The sequence below is a fragment of the Streptococcus cuniculi genome (assembly GCF_001921845.1).
GTDB classification, from domain to species: domain Bacteria; phylum Bacillota; class Bacilli; order Lactobacillales; family Streptococcaceae; genus Streptococcus; species Streptococcus cuniculi.
This window is the reverse complement of the sequence record NZ_MSJM01000001.1, coordinates 213,622-236,220: the sequence shown is the minus strand read 5'-3', so window position 1 is coordinate 236,220 and position 22,599 is coordinate 213,622. Positions and strand designations below refer to the sequence as shown.

At 44.9% G+C, this 22,599-nt stretch carries 20 protein-coding genes; 13 read left to right on the top strand and 7 right to left on the bottom strand.

Annotated elements, in window-relative coordinates; all coding sequences use genetic code 11:
• Positions 1–370: 370 nt before the first annotated feature.
• The 4 genes from BU202_RS01140 (at position 371) to trpB (ending at position 4,197) form a co-directional block, all read left to right on the top strand.
• Entirely contained in the window at positions 371–937 is a 567-nt protein-coding gene (locus BU202_RS01140; protein WP_075103962.1) for a YutD family protein, read from the top strand.
• A gap of 7 nt (positions 938–944) precedes the next feature.
• The gene (rlmN, locus tag BU202_RS01135) at positions 945–2,057 is read left to right on the top strand and encodes a dual-specificity RNA methyltransferase RlmN (protein WP_075103961.1); all 1,113 of its coding nucleotides are present in this window, start codon (positions 945–947) and stop codon (positions 2,055–2,057) included.
• Positions 2,054–2,569 carry a VanZ family protein gene (locus tag BU202_RS01130; RefSeq protein WP_075103960.1) on the top strand — a complete coding sequence of 172 codons (516 nt, stop codon included), beginning with the start codon at positions 2,054–2,056 and terminating at the stop codon, positions 2,567–2,569. The genes rlmN and BU202_RS01130 overlap by 4 nt, the downstream gene beginning before the upstream one ends.
• A 449-nt stretch (positions 2,570–3,018) precedes the next feature.
• A complete protein-coding gene (gene trpB / locus BU202_RS01125) occupies positions 3,019–4,197 on the top strand; it encodes a tryptophan synthase subunit beta (RefSeq protein WP_075103959.1) in 1,179 nt (392 codons plus the stop codon).
• A 114-nt stretch (positions 4,198–4,311) separates the two neighbouring features.
• Here trpB and BU202_RS01120 read toward each other — a convergent pair whose 3' ends face one another.
• Positions 4,312–5,133: a MurR/RpiR family transcriptional regulator gene (locus BU202_RS01120; protein ID WP_075103958.1), complete on the bottom strand. Its 822-nt coding sequence runs from the start codon at positions 5,131–5,133 to the stop codon at positions 4,312–4,314.
• Between the two features lie 186 nt (positions 5,134–5,319).
• Here BU202_RS01120 and murQ point away from each other — a divergent pair, with 186 nt between their 5' ends.
• The 3 genes from murQ to BU202_RS01105 are packed head-to-tail and all read left to right on the top strand — an operon-like array spanning position 5,320 to position 8,680.
• Positions 5,320–6,231, top strand: coding sequence for an N-acetylmuramic acid 6-phosphate etherase (gene murQ / locus BU202_RS01115; protein ID WP_075104072.1), 912 nt, complete (start codon positions 5,320–5,322; stop codon positions 6,229–6,231).
• A 3-nt stretch (positions 6,232–6,234) separates the two neighbouring features.
• Positions 6,235–7,659 carry a PTS transporter subunit EIIC gene (locus BU202_RS01110; RefSeq protein ID WP_075103957.1) on the top strand — a complete coding sequence of 475 codons (1,425 nt, stop codon included), beginning with the start codon at positions 6,235–6,237 and terminating at the stop codon, positions 7,657–7,659.
• Entirely contained in the window at positions 7,649–8,680 is a 1,032-nt protein-coding gene (locus BU202_RS01105; protein ID WP_244148993.1) for a MupG family TIM beta-alpha barrel fold protein, read from the top strand. Before BU202_RS01110 ends, BU202_RS01105 begins: the two co-directional genes overlap by 11 nt.
• 76 nt (positions 8,681–8,756) lie before the next feature.
• Here the strand turns inward: BU202_RS01105 and pepC are convergent, their stop codons facing one another.
• The 4 genes from pepC to BU202_RS01085 form a co-directional block, all read right to left on the bottom strand.
• Positions 8,757–10,094 (bottom strand): aminopeptidase C, encoded by a 1,338-nt coding sequence (pepC, locus tag BU202_RS01100; protein ID WP_075103955.1) that lies wholly within the window; start codon positions 10,092–10,094, stop codon positions 8,757–8,759.
• Positions 10,095–10,339: 245 nt separating this feature from the next.
• Positions 10,340–11,164, bottom strand: coding sequence for an ammonia-dependent NAD(+) synthetase (nadE, locus tag BU202_RS01095; protein ID WP_075103954.1), 825 nt, complete (start codon positions 11,162–11,164; stop codon positions 10,340–10,342).
• Positions 11,161–12,624 (bottom strand): nicotinate phosphoribosyltransferase, encoded by a 1,464-nt coding sequence (locus tag BU202_RS01090; RefSeq protein ID WP_075104071.1) that lies wholly within the window; start codon positions 12,622–12,624, stop codon positions 11,161–11,163. The genes nadE and BU202_RS01090 overlap by 4 nt, the downstream gene beginning before the upstream one ends.
• A 753-nt stretch (positions 12,625–13,377) precedes the next feature.
• Positions 13,378–14,019: a prepilin peptidase gene (locus BU202_RS01085; RefSeq protein ID WP_075103953.1), complete on the bottom strand. Its 642-nt coding sequence runs from the start codon at positions 14,017–14,019 to the stop codon at positions 13,378–13,380.
• Between the two features lie 97 nt (positions 14,020–14,116).
• Between BU202_RS01085 and mnmL the strand changes: the two genes are divergently transcribed.
• From mnmL to BU202_RS01065, 4 genes are read left to right on the top strand one after another with little or no spacing between them, the layout of a single operon-like run.
• Entirely contained in the window at positions 14,117–15,052 is a 936-nt protein-coding gene (gene mnmL / locus BU202_RS01080) for a tRNA modification radical SAM protein MnmL/YtqA (protein WP_075103952.1), read from the top strand.
• Entirely contained in the window at positions 15,046–15,603 is a 558-nt protein-coding gene (gene mnmM / locus BU202_RS01075; protein ID WP_075103951.1) for a tRNA 5-(aminomethyl)-2-thiouridylate-methyltransferase MnmM, read from the top strand. Before mnmL ends, mnmM begins: the two co-directional genes overlap by 7 nt.
• On the top strand, positions 15,596–15,850 hold the full coding sequence (locus BU202_RS01070; protein WP_075103950.1) for a hypothetical protein: 255 nt from the start codon (positions 15,596–15,598) through the stop codon (positions 15,848–15,850). Before mnmM ends, BU202_RS01070 begins: the two co-directional genes overlap by 8 nt.
• Before the next feature lie 11 nt (positions 15,851–15,861).
• Positions 15,862–17,916, top strand: coding sequence for a cation:proton antiporter (locus BU202_RS01065; protein ID WP_075103949.1), 2,055 nt, complete (start codon positions 15,862–15,864; stop codon positions 17,914–17,916).
• 160 nt (positions 17,917–18,076) lie between these two features.
• On the opposite strand, the gene BU202_RS01060 is transcribed toward BU202_RS01065, so the two are convergent.
• Both BU202_RS01060 and BU202_RS01055 read right to left on the bottom strand, forming a co-directional pair.
• A complete protein-coding gene (locus tag BU202_RS01060) occupies positions 18,077–18,856 on the bottom strand; it encodes an ABC transporter ATP-binding protein (protein ID WP_075103948.1) in 780 nt (259 codons plus the stop codon).
• Between the two features lie 57 nt (positions 18,857–18,913).
• Positions 18,914–19,693 (bottom strand): trypsin-like serine peptidase, encoded by a 780-nt coding sequence (locus BU202_RS01055; RefSeq protein WP_075103947.1) that lies wholly within the window; start codon positions 19,691–19,693, stop codon positions 18,914–18,916.
• Positions 19,694–19,906: 213 nt separating this feature from the next.
• On the opposite strand from BU202_RS01055, the gene BU202_RS01050 reads away from it, so the two are divergent.
• Together BU202_RS01050 and pflA are read left to right on the top strand one after the other, a co-directional pair.
• Positions 19,907–21,265: a hemolysin family protein gene (locus tag BU202_RS01050; RefSeq protein ID WP_075103946.1), complete on the top strand. Its 1,359-nt coding sequence runs from the start codon at positions 19,907–19,909 to the stop codon at positions 21,263–21,265.
• Between the two features lie 506 nt (positions 21,266–21,771).
• Entirely contained in the window at positions 21,772–22,563 is a 792-nt protein-coding gene (gene pflA / locus BU202_RS01045; RefSeq protein ID WP_075103945.1) for a pyruvate formate-lyase-activating protein, read from the top strand.
• Positions 22,564–22,599 lie beyond the last annotated feature (36 nt).

Below are 22,599 nucleotides of genomic sequence, written 5' to 3'. Positions count from 1 at the left end.
CAACATTTCCGAGTAGCGTCACTACTAATGGTGACGCTACTTTTACCACAGCGAAAAGTATCTGATGAGGCTCGCTCCGCTCGTGAAAATCGGCAAAACGAATGCTAAGTGAGCAGAGCTTTGCAACTTGTTTAAATAGAAAATCGGGTTTATCTTCATTCTAAGAGCCAATAAGGGCTCTTTTTTGATACTTTGAAGATTGTAGGAGGTTGCTTGCATCCGCACTACCTAAGAAATAATCAAAAAATGTTTCTGCATGGATTGAGATGAGAATATTCTGAAATTTCTATTCTATAGCCTTGCTCTATCAAATTGATGCTGAATCGTGTTATAATAATAAGGTTAGATAGAAAAAAGAAAAGGAGGAGTTATGAAAAAGGAAATCGCACCTGAATTGTACAATTATAATAAATTTCCTGGTCCCAGTTTTGCCCGAGTCGGGGACAAGGTTGTCGCAGAAAATATTGAATTAGATCTCTTGGAAGACTACCGTCAAGCCTTTGATCAGACGGCTTTTGGCCAACGTTTTTCTCCCCTCATGCTAAAGTTTGATTACATTGTGGGAGACTGGGGCAACGAGCAGCTCCGTTTGAAAGGCTTTTACAGGGACGAGAAGGCAGTGAAGTCCGACTTGAAAATCAGCCGTTTGGACGATTACTTGACAGAGTTTTGTAATTTTGGCTGCGCCTATTTTGTCTTGGAAAATCCAAATCCGCAGGAACTACCAGTAGAAGTGGAAGAACGCCCAACCCGCAGACGCCGTAGCAGAAACAATCGCAAACCTCAACGTTCATTTACCGTAAAAGAAAAAAGCGATAAACAAAATCAACGTTCACAAAAGCAGACGAAACCAGAACGTAGCAAGAAACAACACAAGAAAAAGAACCAGCGTGAACCACAGGAAGCCAAGCGTGGCTTTGTGATTCGCCAGAAGTAGGAGACCTATGAAACCATCGATTTATAGCCTTAGCCGCACGGATTTGACGGACTGGGTATTGGCACAGGATGAGAAGAAATTTCGCGCCACGCAGATTTGGGAGTGGCTCTATCGGAAGCGTGTCCAGACCTTTGACGAGATGACCAATCTTTCAAAAGACTTGATTGCAAAACTAAACGACCACTTTGTCGTCAACCCCCTCAAGCAGCGCGTCGTACAGGAATCAAAAGACGGGACGGTCAAGTACCTCTTTGAATTGCCTGATGGAATGCTGATTGAGACAGTTTTGATGCGCCAGCATTACGGCTTGTCTGTCTGTGTGACGACCCAGGTCGGCTGCAATATCGGCTGTACCTTCTGTGCCTCTGGCTTGATTCGTAAGCAACGAGACTTAAATAGTGGAGAAATCATGGCGCAGATTATGCTGGTCCAGAAGTATTTTGATGACCGCAATCAAGGGGAGCGCGTCAGCCATATCGTGGTCATGGGGATTGGGGAACCCTTTGATAATTACGACAATGTCCTCAATTTCTTGCGGATTGTCAATGATGATAAAGGAATGGCCATCGGGGCTCGGCACATCACCGTTTCCACCTCTGGCTTGGCACCGAAAATCCGTGAATTTGCACGAGAAGGTGTGCAGGTTAATCTAGCAGTCTCTCTCCACGCTCCAAATAATGACATTCGCTCCAGCATCATGCGCATCAACCGCAAGTTCCCAATCGAAGTCTTGTTTGAAGCCATTGAAGACTATATTGACACGACCAATCGCCGGGTGACCTTCGAGTATATCATGCTCAATGAAGTCAATGACGGAGTGGAACAAGCCCAAGAATTGGCTGATTTGACCAAGAATATTCGCAAGCTGTCCTACGTTAACTTGATTCCTTATAACCCTGTGAGCGAACATGACCAATATAGCCGTTCCACACCAGAACGGGTGGCAGCTTTCTATGACCGCCTCAAGAAAAATGGGGTTAACTGCGTTGTCCGTCAGGAACATGGTACCGATATTGATGCAGCTTGTGGCCAGTTGCGTTCCAACACCATGAAAAAAGACCGCGAATCAGCGCGTGCCCGCATTGCAGCAGCCAAGGCCAAAGCAGGTATCAAGGCATGAGCAATCTATTTCGAGCAGACGGAGAATTGACCACGGTCGGACGAAAAGTCGCCCTATTTTTGGCGCGGCTCTACGCTCTTGCAATCTGTTGCCTGTGCTTTCTGCCGCAGAACATCTACCCCCAGTATAAGACCTTTTCCACGCCAGGGATTGTTCAAATCGGCAGGCTCTATCTCTTGCCTGTGCCCTTTAATAGTTTCGTCAATGCTGATCAGCTCGATAGCCTAGCTGACTGGTGGCTGGTCCTGCTTCAGAACCTCACCAACATTTTCCTGCTCTACCCCCTTGTCTTGGCCCTTGTGTTTCTTTTTAGAAAATGGCAGAGCCTTCGAGCAGTTGCCATCTATAGCTTTTTGATGAGCTTGTTCATCGAGTGTACCCAGCTCTTGCTGGACTTTCTCTTTGATGCAGGCCGTGTCTTTGAAGTCGATGACCTCTGGACCAATACACTGGGCGGACTACTTGCCTATCTGACCTATCGCCTGTGGAAGAAAGCCTTTACAAAAAATTAGCATTTTTTAAAAAAAGAGCTTGACAAAGTAAAAAATAAGCCCTATAATGTTTACTAATCAGAAGAAGTAGTAGACGAGAAGTTTTCAGGGAGCTTGTGGGTATTGCGAACAAGTAGCGGACGTTTATGAAATGGGCTGATGTTCTATAGTGAATTCAAAACAATGAGAATTCGGTTGGCACCCCTTACCGTGCAACTCCTTGCTAGAGGAGAATGAGAGATGGGACGATTCTAGACAAGTTCCATAAGTGAGGTGGCACCGTGTCATTGACGCCCTCGCATACAGTTGTTGTATGCGGGGGCTTTTTCTATAGTGTTATCACAACATAGCACTATATCAGGAGGGATTGTATCATGAAAAAACGATGGCGTTTAAATCGTTTATAAAAATAGTAGTTGATGAGTTACTTGTAAATAAACAGATGGCTTATAAAAAGAAAGAGGTATAAGATGGCAGAAAAAGGATATTTTGGACAATTTGGTGGTAGCTTTGTACCAGAAGCGATTCAGGCATTGCTCGATGAATTAGAAACGACATTTGAAACCTATCGTGAGGATCCCGCATTTTTGGCGGAATACCAAGCCTATTTAAAGGACTATTCAGGGCGGGAGACTCCACTTTATTTCGCTGAATCATTGACCAAGAGCCTAGGTGGCGCAAAGATTTACTTGAAACGAGAAGACTTGAATCACCTCGGTTCCCACAAATTAAACAATGTGCTAGGACAGATTTTATTAGCGAAACGCATGGGCAAGACCCGAGTGATTGCAGAAACAGGGGCAGGTCAACATGGGGTCGCGACAGCTGCAGTCGCTGCTCGTTTTGGAATGGGCTGTGATATTTACATGGGGGCAGAAGATGTCAAACGCCAACGCCTCAATGTTTTCCGGATGGAGATGATGGGCGCTCGGGTACACGCAGTAACCGCAGGTACACAAACGTTGAAAGAAGCGGTAGACGCAGCTTTTGGGGCATGGATGGCAGATTTGGAAGCCTTCTATGTCTTGGGTTCAGCAGTAGGACCACATCCTTATCCGACCATTGTGCATGAGTTCCAAAAGGTTATCAGCCTCGAATCTCGCCGCCAAATCTTAGAAAAAGAAGGACGTCTGCCTGATTATGTCATGGCTTGTGTCGGCGGAGGATCCAATGCTATCGGTGCCTTCTCCCAATATGTGGCAGATGAAAGCGTCGGTCTGGTTGGGGTCGAGGCTGCTGGAAAAGGAGTTGATACCAGCCTTCATGCGGCAACCATGACCAAGGGAACCGTTGGGATTGTAGACGGGATGAAGACGATTGCTCTCTTTGATGACGCAGGTAGTGTAGCGCCAGTTTATTCGATTTCAGCAGGGCTGGATTATCCAGGAGTAGGTCCAGAGCATGCTTTCTTTAAAGAAAGCGGTCGTGTAGAGTATGTGGCGGCAACAGATGATGAAGCTGTCAATGCCCTCTTGACCCTCAGTCGGACAGAAGGAATTTTACCAGCCATTGAAAGCTCGCATGCCTTGGCAGAAGCGATTAAGCGGGCTCCACAATTGGATAAGGACCAAATCATCATCGTCAATCTCTCTGGTCGAGGAGACAAGGACGTAGCCGCGATTGCGGATTATTTGGAGGAACGAAACTAGTCCTCAAGACTGGTGCTTTCTTAGTCACCGTGAAGGATGAAAAATGAAAACCATTCCCCTAGTTGTCTTAGGGGAATGGTTTTATGTTGGAGTAGAAACCATAGAGGGCAGTCTTTATTTGAGTAAGTTGGTCAAGTCTTTTGTTGTTTCAAAAATAGTCTTCAATTGAGACACATCTTCTTGAATCATGGCTAAATATAACAAGTCTGTCAGAAACATAGAGTTGTTCCGTGAATCGATAGCTCCGACCCGCAACTCTTGTTCGTGTCTAGGAATGCGGAATACAAAATCACAGATGTTGACAATAGGACTTGTTCCAACACCAGTAATCGCGATGGTTTTTAAAGCATGAGAAGCCGCAAATCGTAAAGGGACGAGCACTTCCTTTGTTGTTCCGCTATAGCTGATACCAATCGCAATATCATCTGGGGATGCCGATACGATACTAGCTGTTTGGATATGGGAATCTTGAGTGTAGATGCAGTTTTTTCCCAATCGGTTTAATTTATAATAAAAATCGCTACAAACGGTTCCCGATGTCCCCACTCCAAATAGATAGATCGTATTGGCATTTCTGACTAATTCGACCACATATTTTAATTCCTCGATATTGAGGAGACTGAGCGTTTCTTGAATGGAGGTCATGTTGGAGTTTGCCAGTTTGAGAACTAGATGTTCTACACTATCGGCCGAGGTAATTTGCGCGTCGTATAGTTCATCGTATTTGGTGTTTAACAGTTCTAATTTAAATTTATGAAAATTGGAGAACCCGAGTTTTTTCGCCAAGCGACTGACAGTAGCTGTCGAGGTATTGCATTGAGTTGCTAGATACTGAATGGTCATCGTCTCAACGCTGATATGGTTATCTTGGATAAATTGGAGAATCCGTTGTTCAGACTTTGTAAGACCATTGATATTAGGAGAAAAAATTGTCATACTACTTCTTCCTTTGACGAGTTTGTATATCTTTATTGTACACTATTTCCCTCGTTTTAGGAGAGATAATCCATTATTTTTTGTAAATAAATTACACAAAAAACAAAATATCTTGAAAAATAATTTCAATAGTGTATAATAAAAGAAAGTAAACGTTTACAAATGCAAAGGAGGAGGAGGATGCCTATGGACATTCATGAGTTGCATACAGAGCAAGTCAACCCCGCATCTGCAACAATCGAAGAGATGAGTATTGCAGAATTAACGGCTTATATCAATCAGGAGGATCAAAAAGTTGCCCATGCCGTGGCTCAGGTCCTCCCTCAAGTAAATAGGCTCATTGAACAAACTGTCGACTGTGTTCGAAAGCAGGGACGAATATTGTACATTGGGGCAGGAACGTCAGGCCGACTAGGAATTTTAGATGCTTCTGAATGCCCGCCGACCTACGGTGTTAGCCCTGAATTGGTACAGGGAATTATCGCAGGGGGGCCAAAAGCCATTCTGTCGGCTCAAGAAGGAGCTGAGGATGCCCAGCTTGCTGCGATGGAGGATTTGCAGGATCACCAGGTCTGTGACAAGGACATGGTCATTGGCTTAGCCGCATCAGGGCGCACGCCTTATGTCCTTTCTGCTCTTAGTTATGCCAAGAAGGTCGGTGCCAAGACTGCTTCCATTTCCTGCGTAGAAGGAGCAGAGCTGTCAGCAGTTGCAGATATTGCCATCGAAGTGTTAGTCGGCCCAGAAGTGGTGGCTGGCTCCAGCCGTATGAAAGCAGGAACAGCTCAAAAGTTGATTTTAAATATGATTTCAACTGCGACTATGATTCAGCTTGGAAAAGTGTATAAGGGCTACATGGTGGATGTTCAGCCAACAAATGCAAAATTAGTCAAGCGCGCCAAGCAGATTATCCAAAAGACAACAGCTTGTAGTGAGGCAGAAGCAGAACACGTCTTTTCCCAATCCAAACAGCAGGTGAAAAAAGCCATTCTCATGCAGCTGGGTGGAGTAAGTCTCGACGAATCAGAAGCCCTGCTAGAAAAGCATCAAGACAATATCGTTCATGCGATTGGGGAGTTCATGAAAAACGAGGAGTAAACAATGGAAACAAAAACAACGGTTCAACAATTATTAGCGAGTATAGGAGGCGTCGCAAATGTTTCTGGAAATGCTATTTGCATGACACGATTGCGACTACAATTAAAAAATCGACAAGCAGTCCAGTTTGAAGCATTAAAACAAATCGAGGGTGTCTTAGGAGTAGTCGATGCGGACACCTTACAAATCGTCTTTGGCCCTGGTCGCGTTACAACAGTAGGACAAGAATTTGCAGCAGCGACAGGCATTCCTTTAGGAAGCGTTACGGAAGAAATGACAGCAGAAGAGTTAGCGACTGTCAACAAGCAAGAAAATAAAGCAAAGCACGATAAGCCACTTCAACGATTTTTACAGAAAATCGCCAACATCTTTGTCCCCATCTTGCCAGGAATTATTGCAGCAGGGATGATCAATGGCCTTACCAATATCATCAACGTGAGTACGAACAATGCCTTTGCGATGGTGTGGTGGTACCAGTGTATTCGGACGATGAGCTGGGGTCTCTTTACCTTTTTGCCGATTTATGTAGGAATGAATGCAGCAAAAGAATTTAAAGGAAGTCCGATTTTGGGAGCTATTGCTGGTGCCATGTTTGTGTCTGTGCCTTCCATGCCTCTCTTGACAGTGGTCAATGGGGAAGCAATCATCCTTCCCTTGGTCAACAAAGCCTATTCTCCAGGGGTTGGAGGTTTATTAGCAGCCCTATTTGCCGGAATATTCTTTGCCCACTTAGAAAAAGTCATTCGGAAATATATGCCGAGTTTTTTAGATACCTTCTTAACCCCTCTGTTAACGGTGATATTAGGCGGTTTACTGACAGTTATTGTGATTCAACCCTTGGGGAATGCCTTGACAGCTGGTATCTACAATACTTTAACCTTTATCTATGAACAGCTGGGTGTGGTTGGTGGCTATCTGTTATCGGCAGGTTTCCTACCATTGGTATCGGTCGGACTCCATCAAGCCCTAACACCTATTCATGTGTTATTGAATAATCCTGATGGGCCAACCGGTGGAATCAACTATCTTCTACCAATTCTGATGACAGCTGGGGGCGGTCAGGTTGGTGCAGGTTTAGCCCTCTACTTCAAAACGAAAAATAAGAAATTAAAACAATTAACCCGTGACTCCTTGCCTGTTGGAGTATTGGGGATTGGAGAGCCAATGATGTACGCAGTCACTCTCCCATTAGGAAAACCTTTTATCACAGCTTGTTTAGGTTCAGGGATTGGTGGTATGCTAGCGGTTCTCTTTCATTTAGGAACAGTTACTCAAGGAGTATCAGGTTTGTTCGGCCTACTAATCATGGTACCAGGAACCCAGCTTCAGTATGTTCTAGCCATGTTGGCTGCCTATGTCTGTGGTTTTGTCCTCACATGGTTCTTTGGCATTGATGAGGAACGGATTGATGAAGTCTATGGAAAATAAAGCATTTTTAAGTTCCTTGGGTTTTTCCATCTATGCCTCGCAGTCTGTGCAAACAAATCAAGATATTATCTTAGAGTATAAACAGTCCGGTTTTTCCTTTGCCTTTACATCGCTAAATATTTCCGAAGAGAAAGGACAGCAGCAAGAGCTTAAAAGCACGGTTGATTTTTGTCAGAAAGAGGGGATTGCTCTTTTTGTGGATATTAATGCAGAGAGCTATCAGCGACTCGGTATCAGTGGGCTAAAAGAACTAGGCTGCACAGCAGTCCGGATTGATGATGGACTATCAGAGGAAGAAATCCTTCAATTGTCTCATGACTTTCAGCTCGTCTTTAATGCTTCAACCTTGACAGATGAATTCTTAGAAGCACTAGAGAAAAAAGGCTTGGATTTGAGTAAGATAATGGCCTGCCATAATTATTACCCCAAACCTTATACTGGTTTAAGTATAGAGCGTCTACGGATGATTAATGAGCGGCTCCATCACTACTTTATTCCTGTGATTGCGTTTGTACCTGGCGAGGAGCGTCGCTTCCCCTTGTTTGAGGGCTTACCAACGGTGGAAGAACACCGATTTTTGACACCGTTACAAGCTAGCCTGGATTGCCTGATGAAGGGTCAGTGTGACTATATTTGTGTAGGAGACACCCGTTTATCGTCAGCTTCTCTCTTTGAGATGTCTTATGTATCAAAAGGTATGATTCCTTTGGTAGCCGATGTACCAGAAGAATGGAGAGGGATGGTATTTGAAAATAGGATTGATAAGAGTGATTATGTCATTCGGGCTGCGCATTCAAGAAGCCAATTAGCTGATACTGTAGTGAAAGGACGATGCGTAGAGCGGCATCGAGGAGATATTGTTTTAGCCAATGCCCAGTTTTTACGTTATGAACATGAATTGGAAATCTGCTTGGTAGACTTACCAGCAGATAGTCGACAAGAAGTGATAGGATCAGTAGCTCCTCAAAGTAGACCCTTATTAGATTACATTGAAGCCCCATTTTCATTTGTATTTATATGACCTAAAAAAGAGTGAGAACAATCGATTTCTAGGAAATCACGATTGTAGCTCACTCTCTTTTTGTTTACTATATCATTTATTTACTGGCCAAAGCTCCCATTGGATCCCATGGTGCGAGAACTGTTGGTTCGGCGTTGTAGGCTGCCAGCTCTGCTTCGGTGAGGAATTCTTTGCGCACAACGATTTGGTAGGTGTACTCATCCATCCAGCTATCGTTTGCGACAAAGTAGCCCTTGCTTCCGACCTTATCTCCCCAAGAATTTTCAACCTTCCATTTGACAGACTGGCCATTTTCATCAAGGTCAACGCCTGTTAAGACCATGGCGTGGGTCATGAGGCTCTCGCTATAATCAAGCCGTCCTGCCTTGTCTTGGTGGAGGTCAATGTTCATGCTAGAGATGAAGTCGTACATGCCATTTGCCATGACACCTGTTTTGCGGTTGCTCGATTGGCCGACATCAGAGCCAAACCAGACTGTTTCTCCTGCCTGCATTTGGGCAATAGCTAATTCCTTCAAGCGATCCATTTCCACATTAAGGTAGCGGACAGGTCGGCTGCCTACGACATTTCCTAGCATTTCTACGGTGTAAGACTTACCGTAAGGCTTATCCGCAGTTGGGGCATTGATGATGGACACATAGTCGTCTAGTTGAATGTCGACATATTTTTTGTAAAATGCCTGCGGTGTCAAATCCTTCTCGCTGTGGTAGTTGTCGTCCTTGTCGCGGTAGGCAAAGTCAAAAGTGCGCGGCGGCAAACCAAGAGACATGGCAAGGAAGTTGAAGATTTCTTGCAAGAGTTCTTCTTTTTTTGACTGAATGTTTTCTTGTGACTGACCCGCTGCTACCAAATCACGTAAGATTTGCGCATCTTGGCGGAGCAATTTATTCAAAACGGCATTGAGTTCACGGCTATTGCTAGAAGAGATGGACTCTGGATAGACCGATTTTGGTACAACGCCATATTTTTCAAAGAGGGAGACGACCATATCCCATTGACCGCCGTCTTGTTGAGGCACATCCAAGAGGAATTTCACCTTGCGGCTGGTCAATTCTTGGTCAGCAGTCGCCAGGATTTGCTCCAAGAACCAGTTGGATTTTTCGTATTTGTCCCAGAAGAAGGTGTGGGCTTGCGACAGTTCAAAGTTTTCCAATTGGAAACCAGCGATCATCTTGTGGCGGAAGGTATTCAAGGCTGCAAACATCCAGCAACGGCCAGAGGCTTTCTGGTTGCTGACCTTGTCCTTGGTCAAATCGATGGAAAAGACTGGCTCGTTTTCCACGCTGCTACTACGCTTCTCAAGAGACGCATAGATACCATTGTGGGTCACCGCATTTTCCATGGCAGCAAATTGCTGATTTGCCTCATATTCGGCAAAAAATGTATCAGTTAATGATTGGTTTAATGAGTTCATAAGACTCTCCTTTTCTATAAGAATTTGTATTGACTATCTATTGTTTGAATGGTCCTTTTCCCTTTACGCAGTATTTCTTCAAAAACCCTCCGTGCTTGATGGCAAATTGGCTCATTCAATTTTTCACTTACTCGGGAACATAGTATATAAGACCTATTATAGACCTTTTTGGAAAATCTTCAAGCGCGGACTGGAAAAATAGAAAAAAGCTGGGATTTCCCCAGCCTTCTCTATGGTATCGAGTATTATTTCCAAAAATTATCAAAGATGCTGATTGGTAGATGACGTTTGTGTTCAGTTTTCTTCCACCAATTCTCGATAATGGTTTGTGCTTGTGGGTCAATAGTCTTGCCCTCTAGGTAGTCATCGATGTTTTCATAGGTCACACCGAGCGCCACCTCATCTGCGAGTCCAGGCTTGTCTTCTTCTAAGTCGGCTGTCGGAATCTTCTCATAGAGCGCCTTGTCTGCTCCGAGTTGAGCCAAAAGAGCCTTTCCTTGGCGTTTATTGAGGCGGAAAAGTGGTAGGATGTCTGCGCCACCATCCCCAAACTTGGTGAAGAAGCCCGTGATATTTTCAGCCGCATGGTCAGTTCCAATGACCGCACCTTGGTAGCTTCCTGCAAGGGCGTACTGGGCAATCATGCGGCTTCTAGCCTTGATATTTCCCTTGTTAAAATCAGAAACGCTAGCCCCTGTCGCTTCCACAGCCTTGGTCATGGCATCCACGCTCTCCTTGATATTGACGACTAGACTGACGTCAGGTTGGATAAAGGCAAGAGCTGCTTGGGCATCGTCTTCATCTGCCTGAATACCGTAAGGCAAGCGAACTGCGATGAATTGGTAGGCTTCGTCGTCTGTTTCAGCCCGCATTTCTTCAATTGCTAGTTGCGCCAAACGGCCTGCCAAGGTTGAATCTTGACCGCCAGAAATGCCTAGAACGTAGCTTTTCAAAAAGGGATGTTTTTTGAGGTACTCTTTCAAGAAATCAATCGATTTGCGGATTTCTTCATGAGGATTGATACTTGGTTTAACACCTAATTGCTGGATAATCGTTTCTTGTAGGCTCATTTATTCTCCTTTTGGCTCAACTGAGTTTGGTTGCGCACTTGCTGAATCAGATTCATCTTGTGATCCCAGACATCTTGCGCCAAATCAACTGGATAATCTTGTGGATTGAGCATGCGTTTGTATTCGTCCCAGAGTTGGTCAAATTGCGTATTGGCATAGGCTTGAATATCTGGCAGACTTGGCAATTCGTAGACGAGTTTACCTTTGTCAAAAATATCCACCAAGAGAGGAACTGCTTCAAAATCAGTCACCGTTTTATTAATATAGGTATAGGTCGGGTGGAACATGTGAATCGACTGCATTTCAGTCACATCGGCATCCGCAAAGGTGATGTAGTCACCTTCGGTCTTTCCTTTTTCACGACTCGTAATCCGCCAGACTTGTTTTTTCCCTGGTGTTGATACTTTTTCTACGTTGGAAGAGAGTTTGATGGTATCGCGCATATTTCCATTCTCATCTTCAATGGAGACAATCTTGTAAACTGCGCCTAAAGCTGGTTGATCATAAGCGGTGATGAGCTTAGTACCAACACCCCAGACATCGATTTTTGCCTTTTGCATTTTCAGGTTCAAAATGGTATTTTCATCAAGATCGTTGGAGGCATAGATTTTAGCATCTGTATAGCCGGCATCATCCAGCTGTTGGCGAACTTTTTTAGAGATGTAAGCCATGTCGCCTGAGTCAATACGAACACCGAGGAAGTTAATCTTATCCCCAAATTCCTTAGCAACCCGAATAGCAGCAGGAACACCGAGACGCAAGGTATCATAGGTGTCAACCAAGAAGACACAATTTTTATGGGTAGATGCGTAGGCTTTGAAAGAATCGTAATCGTTACCGTAGGTTTGTACCAAGGCATGGGCATGCGTACCGGCTACTGGAATACCGAAGATTTTCCCAGCGCGGACATTTGATGTCGCACCAGCGCCACCGATAAAGGCTGCGCGTGTTCCCCAGATTGCGGCATCCATTTCTTGAGCCCGGCGTGTACCAAATTCAAGAAGTGGTTCATCTTCCAAAATCGCCTTGATTCGTCTTGCCTTGGTCGCAATCAAGGTTTGGTAGTTGACGATATTTAAAATCGCTGTTTCAACCAACTGACATTGGGCAAGCGGTCCTTCGATTTGCATGATAGGCTCATTGGCAAAGACCAAGTCCCCTTCTTTAGCAGAACGAACGGTCAGAGAAAAACGTAATTGATCTAAATACGTTAGAAACTCTTCTGGATAGCCTTGATCACGCAGGTAGTCAAGGTCAGTCTGGGTAAAAGAAAGGTTTGACAGATAATGGACAACGCGCTCCAAGCCCGCAAACACAGCGTACCCATTATGGAAAGGAAGTTTCCGAAAATACACTTCAAACACCGCGTTTTTTTCATGAATCCCTTGTTCAAAATACACCTGAGCCATATTGATTTGATATAGATCGGTGTGTAGCGTTAAACTATCATCAGAATAAATGTTCATCTTATTCTCCTCCTGTTAGTTATAGTATAGCATAAAAAAACAATCCAGTGGATTGTTTTTTCACGCGCCTAGAAACTCAAAAGCGCGTCAAGTAGGCGGACTGTTTTTTCCCGAGCCAAGAAATAGGAAAGCGAGGTCAGCCCAGTGGGCTGTTTTTTCACGAGCTTGTCAATAAAAGAGCGAGTAAGGTTTAGGTGGACTGTTTTTTCACGAGCTTGTCAAGAAAAGAGCGAGTAAGGTTTTAGGTGGATTGTTTTTTCACGCGCCTAGAAACTCAAAAGCGCGTCAAGTAGGCGGATTGTTTTTTCCCGAGCCTTAAAACAAGAAAGCGAGGTCAATCCAGTGGGCTGTTTTTTCACGAGCTTGTCAATAAAAGAGCGAGTAAGGTTTAGGTGGATTGTTTTTTCCCGAGCCAAGAAATAAGAAAGCGAGGTCAATCCAGTGGGCTGTTTTTTCACGAGCTTGTCAAGAAAAGAGCGAGTAAGGTTTTAGGTGGACTGTTTTTTCACGCGCCTAGAAACTCGAAAGCGCGTCAAGTAGGCGGACTGTTTTTTCCCGAGCCAAGAAATAAGAAAGCGAGGTCAATTAAATAGAAGCGACTAGCTTAACATCAATTATATAAGAAAACCTAGTTTGCCTCACTTGGCAAGCTGGGTTTTTAAGTTTCTACAGGCATAACATCTCCGATAATTTTTCCAAGAAAAGAGGTAGGCAGAGCAACTATTTTGAAACTAGGATACGGAACTCCTAAACCAACTGCACAATCAAGCTGGCCAGAAATAGACAAGGAACATAGGAAAGAGATTTTGGTTCAAATAGTTTGAAAATGAGTAGTCCCAATACGCTAGCCAGTTGGATAATCCAGAGGATGTCAGCTAGAGAGAAGAGGAGCGACAGGCTGGCGAGGTATAAAAAGTCGCCTGATCCGATATTGAGATTGTATCGTTCAGCGAGCAGGGCAAGGGCAATGAAACCACAAAATACCCAGTTGATGCTCGATAGTAGAAGGGCAAGGGAAGTAAAGAGCAGCCAGACCCAAAGAGGATATTCTTGGTGTTTAACATCATAGATGCTTAGAACCAAACCTGCAAAAAGAAGGGTGCATTGGAGTATGGAAATCAGATTATGAGCCAGTAAGAGCATCAGCCCAGCGGAAATCAGCTCTAGTCCGATATACCAGTAGGGAATCTTCGCCTTGCAATAGCGACATTTGAAGCGCAGCATGAGCTGGGAAATAATCGGAATCATATCCCAACATTTGAGAGGCTCTTTGCAGTGATTGCAGTGGCTACTAGGAAAGACAATAGATGTATCAGGAAAACGGTCGATGACCAGACCTAAGAATGAGCCAATGGAAGCTCCTAAAAAAATCAATAATGCTATCTTCATACCTATCTATTCGCAAATGATTTGAAAAAGTCGCAAGAAAAATGATTTTTCAAATTTTTTCGGTACTCCAAGGCTTGAAATGTGGTAGAATAGGAGAATGAAATCTTACAATGCCTTGAATGATTATTATCGGAAATTATTTGGAGAAAAGACCTTTAAAGTGCCGATTGATGCGGGATTTGACTGTCCCAATCGCGACGGTACTGTGGCTAAGGGTGGCTGTACATTTTGTACGGTGTCAGGCTCTGGAGATGCCATTGTAGCGCCTGATGCGCCCATTCGGGAGCAATTTTACAAGGAAATTGACTTTATGCACCGCAAGTGGCCGGAGGTTAGAAAATACTTGGTGTATTTCCAAAATTTCACCAATACTCACGATAAGGTTGAGGTCATTCGAGAGCGCTACGAGCAGGCCATTAACGAGCCAGGAGTCGTTGGAATCAATATCGGTACTCGTCCAGACTGCCTACCAGATGAGACGATTGCCTACTTAGCGGAACTGTCTGAGCGGATGCATGTCACGGTAGAGTTGGGCTTGCAGACGACCTTTGAAGAAACGTCAGACTTGATTAACCGTGCCCATTCTTATGAGTTGTATGTCGAAACGGTGAAACGCCTGCGGAAATTTCCCAAGATTGAAATTGTGTCGCATTTGATTAACGGATTGCCCGGTGAGACGCATGAGATGATGCTAGAAAATGTCCGCCGCTGCGTGACGGATAATGATATTCAAGGTATTAAATTGCACTTGCTACATCTGATGACTAATACGCGTATGCAGCGGGATTACCATGAAGGACGTTTGCAGCTACTCAGTCAAGAAGAGTATGTCAACATCATTTGTGACCAGCTGGAGATTATCCCCAAACACATCGTCATTCATCGGATTACAGGAGATGCTCCTCGTGATATGTTGATTGGACCTATGTGGAGCCTCAATAAGTGGGAAGTGCTGAATGCGATTGAAGATGAAATGCGCCGCCGCGGGAGTGTGCAAGGCTGTAAGGCAAAGGAGCAGAAATTTACATGTTAAGACCTTTAGAAATGGCCCATCAGTTTTTGGCAGAAGTGGTGACGAAAGAAGATATCGTGGTGGATGCCACCATGGGAAATGGGTATGATACCCTTTTTCTTGCGGAGCGGGCTAAAAAAGTGGTGGCTTTTGACATTCAGGAGCAGGCGCTTCAAAAGACTGCGGAGCGATTGGCTACCGCCGGTTTGACCAATGTTGAGTTAGTCTTGGCAGGGCATGAGCAAGTAGACGCCTATGTCGATACAATTAAGGCAGGGATTTTTAACCTCGGCTATCTTCCGAGTGCGGACAAGTCAGTCATTACCCAGCCTAGCACGACCCTCCTTGCCCTTGAAAAATTATGCCAGCGCTTGGTAGTAGGTGGTCGGATTGCGGTCATGATTTACTATGGCCACGAGGGGGGCGATGTGGAGCGTGATGCGGTCTTGGATTTTGTGGCCAAGCTCCCTCAGCAGGAATTTACGGCAGCGATTTACCGCACTCTCAATCAAGTCAATCACCCGCCCTTTTTAGTAATGCTTGAAAAAGTAAAGGAATACAACCATGGATAAAAAATACTTACAGGAAAAATTAGCAGGTCTTCGCAGCAAATACGTTGATTCCAACGCAGGTGAGCAGCTGGCTAAGAAATTTGACGATGCGCATTTGAGTAAAAAAATGGCCAAAATCAAACAAAAGTTGGTCAGCTTAGAAATGGAACGCTGTCAGAAGCAGATTGAGCATCGGGATTTGTCTAAAATCGATGAAAAAATTTCTGAGCAACGGCTCTTGTTTGAGAAGTGCTGCAATGAAAAATAAGGAGGTAGTGGATGACAGTTCTCCTTTATCTGATTATCTTTTTACTCGTTCTGATTGCCTCAAATGCAGCTAATAAATTATTTCCAAGGCTGCCCTTGCCCCTCTTACAGATTGTTTCAGGGGTTTTATTGGGATTGTGTCTGCCACAGGGGCAATTTCATCTGGATACAGAAGCCTTTCTAGCCTTGGTCATCGGGCCACTCTTGTTTCGGGAAGCAGAAGAAAGTGATGTGACCAGCATTTTACGTTACTGGCAGATTATTTTGTATCTGATTTTCCCTGTAATCTTTATTTCGACCTTGAGTATCGGCTATATGGCGCATGTCTTGTGGGCGACGCTTCCGCTAGCGGCCTGCTTGGCGGCAGGAGCTGCCCTTGGGCCAACCGATTTGGTGGCCTTTGCTTCCTTGTCGGAACGCTTTACCTTTGCCAAACGTGTGGAAAGCATCTTAAAGGGTGAGGGCCTGCTCAATGATGCGAGTGGCTTGGTGGCCTTTCAGGTAGCTGTTGCTGCCTGGGTAACGGGAAGTTTTTCCTTGGAAAAAGCAGGCATCTCCTTGCTCTTTTCGGTTATCGGAGGGTTTGCGATTGGGGCTTTTACAGCCTTTCTCAACCAGACTTTGCATCGCCTGCTCTTAAGTGTACGGGCTTCTGATATTGCGGGTCAATTATTGCTGGAATTGAGCCTGCCCTTGTTAACCTTCTTTCTAGCAGAAGAAATCCATGTGTCGGGCATTATCGCCGTGGTCGTGGCAGGGATTTTTAAGGCTAGTCGGTTTAAAAATATTACCCTCTTAGAGGCGCAGGTGGATACGGTGACAGATACGGTCTGGCATACGGTGACCTTTATGCTCAATGGCTCGGTCTTTATCATCTTGGGAATGGAGCTCCAGATGATTTTGGAGCCAATTCTGCGCAATCCGATTTACGATAATCTCTTCTTATTGATTACCGTTGTGGTCTTGACCCTCTTGATGTTCAGCCTTCGCTTTGTCATGATTTATGGTTTTTATGGCTTTCGGATGTTGCGCTTAAAGAAAAAAATGTCTTACGCCTTAAAAGACAGTCTTTTGCTGACCTTTTCAGGGGTGAAAGGAACAGTGTCCATTGCGACTATTCTCTTGATTCCCGCGACCCTAGAACGGGAATATCCGCTCTTGCTCTTCATCGTGGCAGGCGTGACCCTGCTTAGCTTCTTGTCTGGCTTGGTGGCGCTACCGCATTTGTCTGACAGTAAGGAAGAAACCAAGGATTATCTGATGCACATTGCTATTTTAAACGATGTCGTCATGGAACTAGAAGCGGATTTGACCCATACCAAGGTCAAGGGACCTCTCTATGCGGCCATTGATAATTACCACGGGCGGATTGAAAATCTCATTTTGGAGCAGGAGGACAAGTCAGTTCGGAAAGATTTGGCCAGTCTTCAGCTCTTGATTCTCAGTATTGAAAATGATGGTTTGGAGCAGGCCTATGAAGAGGGCAAGATTGATGATCGGTCTTACCACCTCTATCAGCGCTATCTTTTAGCGATGGAACAGCGAATTAACCGCAATCTGGCCTCACGTTTGACCTATTTTTGGATTGTCTTTTGGCGGGTTTCCCGTTTCATTCTCCATGAAATTGTGACCTTGGGGTCTAAACTCCGTTCTTGGCGCACAAAAGAAAAACGGCATTTGACCAAGGACGAGATTGAAAGTATTGCTGAACTCTATCTAGCCAATACCGAGGTCATCGTGGAGAGTTTGGAGCACTTGAAAGGGATTTATAAAAATTCCCTCGTGAACTTCTTGCAGGATGCTCGCTTGCGCGAGACCGCCATTATCGGTAGTGGAGCCTTTATCGAACGGGTTATCACGCGGATGAAGCCCAACAATATCAATGAAATGATGCGGGGTTACTATCTGGAACGTAAGATTATCTTTGAATACGAAGATCAGGGCTTGATTTCTGCTAGCTATGCCAAGTATTTGCGGCAGAATGTGAACAATCTGGAAAATTATTCCCTCAAGGAAACGGTCAATACCCTTCCCTATGACGTGATGAATTATGCCCGAAAAGGGTAAACAAGAAAACGTATCAATCGCTTGATTGGTACGTTTTTTCGTTTTGACTGCTGACACCCCTCACTCGTCTTGCCTCGTGCCACATCAAAGCGAACCATACCTATAGGTGAAGCCTAGTGAACACAGCTGAAAACCCAGACGGGCTCGTCTGGGGGAGTCGTTATACAATCGGTTTGATAAAGACCCTCTCTTCTCCCAGCGGAATCAACTCGACCTGTTGGTCGTAGAATTGGCAGAGAATGTCAGGGGTGAGAATGTCTGCTTTTGGTCCCTTTGCGAGAATTTTCCCGTCTTTTAAAAGAAGAACGTGGGTGAAAGATTGGGTAATTTCTTCTGCGTGGTGGGTGACAGAGATAACAGCGGGTGCCTTGGGGAGCTTGCAGATTTGCTCGATATGTTTGAGCAGGCGCTCACGGGCTAGCAGATCGAGCCCAACAGTTGCCTCATCTAAAATCAATAGCTCTGGCTCTTCCATGAGACTGCGGGCAATGAGGAGCAATTGGCGTTCCCCTTGAGAAAGACCTGCGTAGGTTCGCCCGATGAGATGACCTGCGTCTATGTGACGCAACATGTCCCTAGCTTGCTCTAACTCGGTTTCCCCGTATTCGCGGTAGAGAATGGAGGACTTGTATTTGCCAGTGAGGACGATTTGTTCGGCATAGAGGTCAGTCGGAAAGCGTTCGGCTAGGAAAGAGCCGACAATCCCGATTTTTGTCCGTAAGGTAGGAATATCGCCCTTGCCAAACTCGACCCCTAGAACGCTTAATTCTCCAGAACTCTTCCAAAATTCAGCGGTTAGAATCCGCAACAAGGTGGACTTGCCTGCCCCGTTGAGTCCTAGAATGGCCCATTGTTCGCCAGCCTTGTATTCCCAAGATAGACCATCTAAAATCGTCTTGCCCTGTCTGCGGTAGGAAAGTTCCTGCATTGAAAGAATCATAGCGTACCTCTTTTTACTTTATTTCTACCATTATATCATAGAAATAAGAAACAAGGCTTACTGGTGTTTAGCGATAAATGCTCGAATCGTTTTATCAAATAAGAGGCCGAAAGAGGTCGGGTTTTCAGTATCATCAGTTGAAGCATTAGCGATACCAATCAATTCGCCGTCCTTGTTAAAGAGGGGAGATCCTGAAGATCCGCTAGCAATCAGTGCATCATAGGTCAGGAAATTGCCGTCAATCTCTTTAATCGTACCATGGCTGTCCCATAAGGTGCCGCGTTCCTTATCTCCTGGATAACCAACGGCGCGAACGAAGTCTGCCACCTTGGTCTTGTTTACCGTTTCAAGGCTGGCAATCTTTTGAATCTTGATGTGGTTGAGCGCCTTATTTTCTGTAATCGGAGTTTTGAGCTTGATGATACCAACATCCATGCTGTCATCTTCTGGAGCAATCAGTTCTTTGACAGGAAGATCAATTGGTTTTCCGTCCGTACCCATGACTTGGACAGCAGCCTCGTCGGCGTTCTTGAAGGGGACGACCACATGGCGATTGGTCAGAAGTGTATCGGGTGTGATGAAGACCGCTGTCCCAAAGCCTGGTTTATCCGTTGTTGTTTTAACCAAGGCGACACCGTTGTAGCTGCTTGCCGCAATATCCGTAATCTGCTTGCGACGGCTTTCAGCAGTCTCCGTGGTCTCTTTCGATGTTGCCTGTTGCGTGCTTTTAGGAGCGGGTGTTGTAGTTTTGGAGGTGGCACAACCTGTTAGGGCACATCCGCCTGCTGATAGGAGAGCTCCAAGCACGAGGATCTGCGATAGTCGATTTTGTTTCATAATCGTTCTCCTTTCGAGATAGTAAATAATGATACATTTATCGTATCAAATGCATCTCACGAATACCTATCCCCCATCTGAACTTTGTCTGTTTTTTAGTCAACGGTAGGCCACTAAAGTAAATTTGCAGTCTTTCGTCACATTAAGTGACAAACTTTCTCAAAACATGGTATAATGGTTCTATTATATATTTTTATAGGAGACAAACACATCATGGAAGACCCTGGTAGTCAGACCATTCATTTACAACTTTTATTATTGCTCTTGTTGACCTTGTTCAATGCCTTTTTCTCAGCCTCTGAGATGGCCTTGGTCTCTCTCAACCGTTCCCGTGTGGAACAAAAAGCGGCCGAGGGAGAAAAGAAATTTATTCGCTTATTAAACGTACTTGAAAATCCCAACCATTTCCTATCCACCATTCAGGTCGGTATCACCTTCATCAGTATCTTGTCAGGGGCAAGCCTAGCTGGTGATTTAGGAGCAATCTTTGCTGGCTGGATGGGAAACTCTGCGACGGCACAGACCGCTGGCTACTGGCTTGCGCTGGCCTTGTTGACCTTTATTTCCATCGTCCTTGGTGAGTTGTATCCCAAGCGCATTGCCATGAACATGAAAGAAAATCTGGCGGTTATCTCTGCGCCCATTATCATCTTTTTGGGCAAGATTGTCAGCCCCTTTGTCTGGCTCTTGTCTGCTGCGACCAATCTTATCAGTCGGATTACACCGATGCAGTTTGATGATGCCGATGAGAAGATGACCCGCGATGAGATTGAGTACATTTTGACCACCCAGAGTGAGGAAACCCTAGACGCTGATGAAATTGAAATGTTGCAGGGGATTTTCTCGCTGGATGAAATGGTGGCGCGTGAGGTCATGGTGCCGCGTACCGATGCCTTTATGGTCGATATTGAAGAGGATATGGCTACGATTATGGCCGAGATTCTCAAGCAGAATTTCTCACGAATTCCGGTCTACGATGGCGACAAGGACAATATTATCGGTTTGATTCATACCAAGCGGATTTTGGCAGAAGGGTTTGCAAATGGGTTTGAAAATATGAATATTCGCCGTATTTTGCAAGAGCCTCTCTTTGTGCCTGAAACGATTTTTGTAGATGATTTGCTGAAAGCTCTTCGCAATACCCAAAATCAAATGGCGATTCTGCTCGATGAATACGGTGGTGTGGCAGGGCTTGTCACCTTAGAAGATTTGCTGGAAGAAATTGTCGGGGAGATTGACGATGAGACGGATAAGACCGAAATCTTCGTCCGTGAAATTGCAGAGCACACCTATATCGTGCAAGGAAGTATGACCCTGAATGATTTCAATGAGCATTTTGGAACAGAGCTAGAAAGTGACGATGTAGACACGATTGCAGGATTTTATCTGACAGGGCTTGGAACCATTCCAAGTCAGGAAGAAAAAGAGGCCTACGAGGTGGATAACCACGGTTATCATCTGGTCATGATCAATGACAAGGTCAAAAATGGCCGTGTGACCAAGCTCAAAATCCTCATCACACCGCTTGAAGTCGAAGAAGACGTAAAAGATAAAAAAGAAAAGAAAGACTAAGCCGTGGCTTAGTTTCAGAACGTAGACAAAACCAAAATCTATTTAAACAAATTAAAAAGTTCTGCTCACTTAACATGATTTTTCGATTTTCGCGAGCGGAGCGAGCCTCATCAGATACTTTTCGCTGTGGTAAAAGTAGCGTCACGACCTGTCATGACGCTACTCGGAAATTTTGAGACCTCAGGCTCAAAATTTAGGTATGGAATTCCGGTAGGAAGTCGCTACCGTCCGCACCACCTAAGAAAAGTGTCACAAAAAAATTTTTTCTTCAATCTGAGACTAAGCCGTGGCTTAGTCTTTTGCTATCATTTGGAGGAGAGTAAGCGAAATGTTGATTAACCTTTGCGTCTTCTTTCTAGTGCACTATCTACTAGAAACGGCTGAACTGTCTGTTCAGCCCTTTCATTTTCACCTTATAGCATGCAAGTTGTGACTTTGAAACCTTTATACAAACGCTTTCCTAAATTTGTGATATAATAACAGTATCAAGAAGTGAGGAAGAGAAGATGGAAGTAGTAGATTACAAAAATGTAACAGGGCTGGTGCATTCAACGGAAAGTTTTGGGGCGGTAGACGGTCCAGGCATCCGTTTTGTGGTGTTCATGCAGGGCTGTCACATGCGTTGCCAGTATTGCCACAATCCTGACACTTGGGACTTGGTCAATCCTGCAGCAACCGAGCGGACGGCAGAAGATGTGCTCAATGAAGCCATTCGCTACAAGGGATTCTGGGGAAAAGAAGGTGGTATTACCGTATCAGGTGGAGAAGCGACCATTCAGATTGACTTTTTGATTGCCTTGTTTACGCTGGCAAAAGAAAAGGGGATTCACACGACCCTTGATACTTGTGCCCTTACCTTCCGCAATACTCCCAAGTATTTAGAAAAATACGCTAAGCTCATGGAAGTGACCGATTTGGTCTTGCTGGACATCAAGGAAATGAATCCTGACCAGCACCGCTTTGTCACAGGTCACAGCAATAAAACCATTCTAGAATGCGCCCGCTACCTCTCCGATATTGGTAAGCCTGTCTGGATTCGCCACGTCTTGGTGCCTGATTTGACAGACCGCGATGAAGACTTGGTGGAACTGGGTAAATTCGTCAAAACCTTGGACAACGTTGAGCGGTTTGAAGTTCTTCCTTACCATAATTTGGGTGAATTTAAATGGCGGGAATTGGGTCGACCATACCCGTTAGAAGGAACCAAGCCACCTACCAAGGCCCGCGTAGAAAATGCCAAAAACCTCATGGACACAGAAAGCTATCAAGACTACCTGAACCGTGTGCGGGGGAATTGAGGGCTTGCAACTCAGTTTGAATTGAAACGATAAAAA

Excerpts from the sequence above, each read along its gene's own strand:
- pepC (WP_075103955.1), bottom strand. The coding sequence starts at position 10,094 with ATGAACTCATTAAACCAATCATTAACTGATACATTTTTTGCCGAATAT.
- trpB (WP_075103959.1), top strand. The coding sequence starts at position 3,019 with ATGGCAGAAAAAGGATATTTTGGACAATTTGGTGGTAGCTTTGTACCA.
- murQ (WP_075104072.1), top strand. The coding sequence starts at position 5,320 with ATGGACATTCATGAGTTGCATACAGAGCAAGTCAACCCCGCATCTGCA.
- BU202_RS01110 (WP_075103957.1), top strand. The coding sequence starts at position 6,235 with ATGGAAACAAAAACAACGGTTCAACAATTATTAGCGAGTATAGGAGGC.
- BU202_RS01060 (WP_075103948.1), bottom strand. The coding sequence starts at position 18,856 with ATGATTCTTTCAATGCAGGAACTTTCCTACCGCAGACAGGGCAAGACG.
- BU202_RS01140 (WP_075103962.1), top strand. The coding sequence starts at position 371 with ATGAAAAAGGAAATCGCACCTGAATTGTACAATTATAATAAATTTCCT.
- BU202_RS01130 (WP_075103960.1), top strand. The coding sequence starts at position 2,054 with ATGAGCAATCTATTTCGAGCAGACGGAGAATTGACCACGGTCGGACGA.
- BU202_RS01105 (WP_244148993.1), top strand. The coding sequence starts at position 7,649 with ATGGAAAATAAAGCATTTTTAAGTTCCTTGGGTTTTTCCATCTATGCC.
- BU202_RS01085 (WP_075103953.1), bottom strand. The coding sequence starts at position 14,019 with ATGAAGATAGCATTATTGATTTTTTTAGGAGCTTCCATTGGCTCATTC.
- BU202_RS01050 (WP_075103946.1), top strand. The coding sequence starts at position 19,907 with ATGGAAGACCCTGGTAGTCAGACCATTCATTTACAACTTTTATTATTG.
- pflA (WP_075103945.1), top strand. The coding sequence starts at position 21,772 with ATGGAAGTAGTAGATTACAAAAATGTAACAGGGCTGGTGCATTCAACG.
- nadE (WP_075103954.1), bottom strand. The coding sequence starts at position 11,164 with ATGAGCCTACAAGAAACGATTATCCAGCAATTAGGTGTTAAACCAAGT.
- rlmN (WP_075103961.1), top strand. The coding sequence starts at position 945 with ATGAAACCATCGATTTATAGCCTTAGCCGCACGGATTTGACGGACTGG.
- mnmM (WP_075103951.1), top strand. The coding sequence starts at position 15,046 with ATGTTAAGACCTTTAGAAATGGCCCATCAGTTTTTGGCAGAAGTGGTG.
- mnmL (WP_075103952.1), top strand. The coding sequence starts at position 14,117 with ATGAAATCTTACAATGCCTTGAATGATTATTATCGGAAATTATTTGGA.
- BU202_RS01065 (WP_075103949.1), top strand. The coding sequence starts at position 15,862 with ATGACAGTTCTCCTTTATCTGATTATCTTTTTACTCGTTCTGATTGCC.
- BU202_RS01120 (WP_075103958.1), bottom strand. The coding sequence starts at position 5,133 with ATGACAATTTTTTCTCCTAATATCAATGGTCTTACAAAGTCTGAACAA.
- BU202_RS01070 (WP_075103950.1), top strand. The coding sequence starts at position 15,596 with ATGGATAAAAAATACTTACAGGAAAAATTAGCAGGTCTTCGCAGCAAA.
- BU202_RS01055 (WP_075103947.1), bottom strand. The coding sequence starts at position 19,693 with ATGAAACAAAATCGACTATCGCAGATCCTCGTGCTTGGAGCTCTCCTA.